This window comes from Nostoc sp. (genome assembly GCF_054880495.1).
Map to the genome: position 1 here is coordinate 1 of NZ_JBTYKD010000020.1, position 3313 is coordinate 3313.

The following is a 3313-nucleotide window of genomic DNA, read 5'->3' on the forward strand; positions in this document are numbered from 1 at the left end:
CGGTAGCCAAAAAAGTTAATACTGTATTCAGTAATCCGCACTCCTGTTTGTTCTTCAATTTTGCGGATAAAATCTTCTGGTAGTTCTACATGAACATCAAGAATTTGATTTGTATCTATACAGTTGACATGACTGTGAGAGTCACTGATGTTGCCGTACAAACGCCCATCACAGCGTTCAATACATTCAATGATGCCTTGACTGGATAATGCTTCTAAATTTTGATAAACAGAGGTATGACCAATTTCTTTGCCTTGTTGGTTCAAGCGATCGTAAATCTCTCTAGCGGCAAGGTGTTCATTTGCTTGCCAAAGTAGTTCCAGAATAAAGCGACGCTGACGACTGACGCGCATACCCAGGATTTGACAGCGATCAAGCGCATCTTCTAAGGAACGAATTGGTTTTGTAGAAATTGTTTGTTTTTGCATATTACAGCTTATTAACTGTTGAGGGAATTTTCCCATCTAAATGTTTATTGGTTATTTCATATATGCAATAATATTGCACACCGCTTTTTACCTGTACTTGTGCTTTGGCTTTTGATGCTGCGGAAGTCACAAGTCGCGATAATGATTTTTTTGCTTGTTGACGGCTACTTTCTCAGACCTTAATCTAAAACAAACTCATTACTACTTTAACTTAAAATTGCTGTAAATGTCCACCTTGGCTAAAGCAACGCCTTAGAGGATGTTTGAAAAGTCATGATTGATGTATCAAATATTTTTTACCCCACCCTAACCCTCCCCTTATAAAGGGGAGCCACTGCGTTGGGCGACTTTGCCGACTTGTTCGCGCAGCGTCTCCCCTTGGGAGAAGCATGTGGCGTGAGGGAACCGGATTTTCTTATTTCCCCTCAATATATCGGGAGGATTAAGGGGGTAATAATTCGATTAAAATCACAACATACCACTTTTCAAACAACCTCTTAGCTAAGTAGGCTAATTAGATTAATCGTGTAAGAATTTGTTAGTTAAATATGAGTATTTATCGCAATTATAAAAGTAATATTTGAGTGTAGCAAAATCCGGTGTACGTGAGTGGATTACTAGCTTGACAAACTACTAGATGTATATTTGTTATAACCAGCGAAAACTAAGCAAAAGTATCAAATTTCCAAACGTATCGAGTTTTTTATGACAATTGCGATCGCACTCAATAATGACTTCATTAACAATCTGGATTTGTCGCCAGCCTCAACGGTGATTGAACAACTGCTGCCAGATGGGGTTGCATCCCATGAACAGCAGCTACGCTTTGATATCAATTATAATCTGCAACCTGGCGATCCACGGGAATTATCAGAAATTCCAGAGGTGCGGCTGTGGTTTGTGCGCCTAGATGCCAAATACCCCTGGTTGCCATTTTTACTAGATTGGAAAGCTGGAGAATTTGCTCGTTATGCTGCCATGCTTGTACCACACCAATTCAGTTCTCAAGAAGGCATTCAGTACAATCCTGAAGCCTTAGAAATATTTTTGATGCAGAAAATCTTTATTTTAGGTGAATGGCTCAAACAGCAGGATATCCCCAGCCTCTCGCGGCTGAAGTCTATGTCCCAAATGCTGGGTTATGAATTAGATGATGCTTTTTTTGAGATATTTTAATACTGAAGTAACCGCAAAATCTAGTTGTCACATCTAGGTTTTGCGGTCATTCAACAAACGCATAACTACATTGGATATCCAATAGGCTACTTGTAGAAATGGGGACAAACTGCTGATTTAGCCACCCCAAATTTTCTCTAAAACTGCGTTTGGTGAAACATCCGCCGTTTTTCCGGTGGGGGATTCAATAGCCAAGAATTTATCGTTTTTCGGCAATAACTTAGCTGGATCAGTTGGCCCAAACAGGGCAATGGTATACGTTTGGACTGCAACACTCAGTTGTAATGCCGCACTATCAGTAGACAACATCAAATTTGCCCCAGCAATTATGGCAGTTAACTTACCAATATCATCTGGGGCAGTCACCTTGATATCTGGAGAAGACTCCAGAAGTGATCGGATAAACAGCTGATCTTCAGACCCCTTAATGACCACCACAGGCAGATCCGGCTGCTTGTCTTGGAAGCTTTGAATAATTTGCTGCCACTTTTCCACAGGGTAGATTTTATCCAGTTCTTTAGCCTGGGATAATTGGCCAGAAGCGGCATGAATCAAGATATAGCCTGTTTCATCAACCCCTAAGCGTTTTTGTTCCTTCTGTGCCCACTCAATATCTGGTTTTGGCACATTTACTGCTAACTCTGGGACAGGGGTTTTTATGCCTAATGGTTGCAGCAAATCGTGATATAGTTCCGCCACATACTGGGATGGTTTGAACGGCACAGCGTCGGTAAGAAAAACCGAGCCTTTGCCTTGGTAGCCAATGCGTATGAGAATTCCTGTCAACCAGAGTAAAAGACCCACCAACCAACTTTGCTTAACAGCAATGGCAATATCGTATTCGCGATCGCGAATCGTGCCCACCAGGTTGCCCCAATCTGCCAGACTGTTACGGTCTTTAAAATCAAAGGCCAGTACCTCGTGAACTGACTTGCTCACTTGGTAAGCAGCCTTTGACCGGGGTTCAACAACGACATCTATCTGAGCGTTAGGGTAATGGCGCTTCAAGTCATCTAGAGTCGGAAAGAAGAGAATTTGGTCGCCAATTCCGCCAGGTACAAGGGCTACTACTCGCATAATATTTATTGACGCTTACTCGCTCCCTATTTTAGGGGAAAATATAGAGCTTAAAGATAGAGGAATTCTGTGTATTTATTAATTCCAGCTGCGGGAATGGGAAAAAGAATGGGGAGTAACCGGAATAAACTCCTGCTCCTAGTGCGATCGCAACCAATTATTGCTTGGACTCTATTAGCCGCCGAAGCCGCCAGTACAATCACTTGGATCGGGATTATTTCTCAACCTGATGACTGGTCTGATTTGAAAGCAATTCTCGCCGATTTGAAGCTGACTAAACCAGTGGAATTGATCCAAGGTGGCTCCACCCGGCAAGAATCTGTTTTCAATGGCTTGCAGGCGCTACCAGCAGCCGCAGAACAAGTGTTGATTCATGATGGGGCTAGATGTCTTGTCACAGCAGATTTATTCAACTCTTGTGCCGAGGCGATTCGCCACTGTCCCGGTTTAATTGCTGGTGTACCCGTCAAAGACACGATCAAAATTGTCGATGAACAAGGCATAATTCAAAAAACACCCGATAGACGACAACTCTGGGCGGCACAAACTCCTCAAGGATTTGATGTCAAGTTGTTGAAACAGTGCCATGCTGAAGGTGTCCGTCAAGGTTGGGAAGTAACTGACGATGCCGC

Annotated in this window: 4 protein-coding genes; 2 read left to right on the forward strand and 2 right to left on the reverse strand. The window is 42.7% G+C overall.

The features are described from left to right. A partial coding sequence (locus ACYTXL_RS02470) for a Fur family transcriptional regulator (protein ID WP_461923350.1) occupies positions 1-428 on the reverse strand: 428 nt, incomplete at its 3' end. Positions 429-1133: 705 nt separating this feature from the next. Between ACYTXL_RS02470 and ACYTXL_RS02475 the strand changes: the two genes are divergently transcribed. Further along, a complete protein-coding gene (locus tag ACYTXL_RS02475; protein WP_461923351.1) occupies positions 1134-1604 on the forward strand; it encodes a CRR6 family NdhI maturation factor in 471 nt (156 codons plus the stop codon). A 117-nt stretch (positions 1605-1721) separates the two neighbouring features. Here the strand turns inward: ACYTXL_RS02475 and ACYTXL_RS02480 are convergent, their stop codons facing one another. After that, the gene (locus ACYTXL_RS02480; protein ID WP_461923352.1) at positions 1722-2681 is read right to left on the reverse strand and encodes a glycosyltransferase family 9 protein; all 960 of its coding nucleotides are present in this window, start codon (positions 2679-2681) and stop codon (positions 1722-1724) included. A 69-nt stretch (positions 2682-2750) separates the two neighbouring features. Between ACYTXL_RS02480 and ispD the strand changes: the two genes are divergently transcribed. Then, positions 2751-3313, forward strand: a 563-nt coding sequence (gene ispD, locus ACYTXL_RS02485; RefSeq protein WP_461923353.1) for a 2-C-methyl-D-erythritol 4-phosphate cytidylyltransferase, incomplete at its 3' end; no start/stop codon positions are given.

Coding starts and splice junctions, on each gene's coding strand:
- ACYTXL_RS02480 (WP_461923352.1), bottom strand. CDS start 2,681: ATGCGAGTAGTAGCCCTTGTACCTGGCGGAATTGGCGACCAAATTCTC.
- ACYTXL_RS02475 (WP_461923351.1), top strand. CDS start 1,134: ATGACAATTGCGATCGCACTCAATAATGACTTCATTAACAATCTGGAT.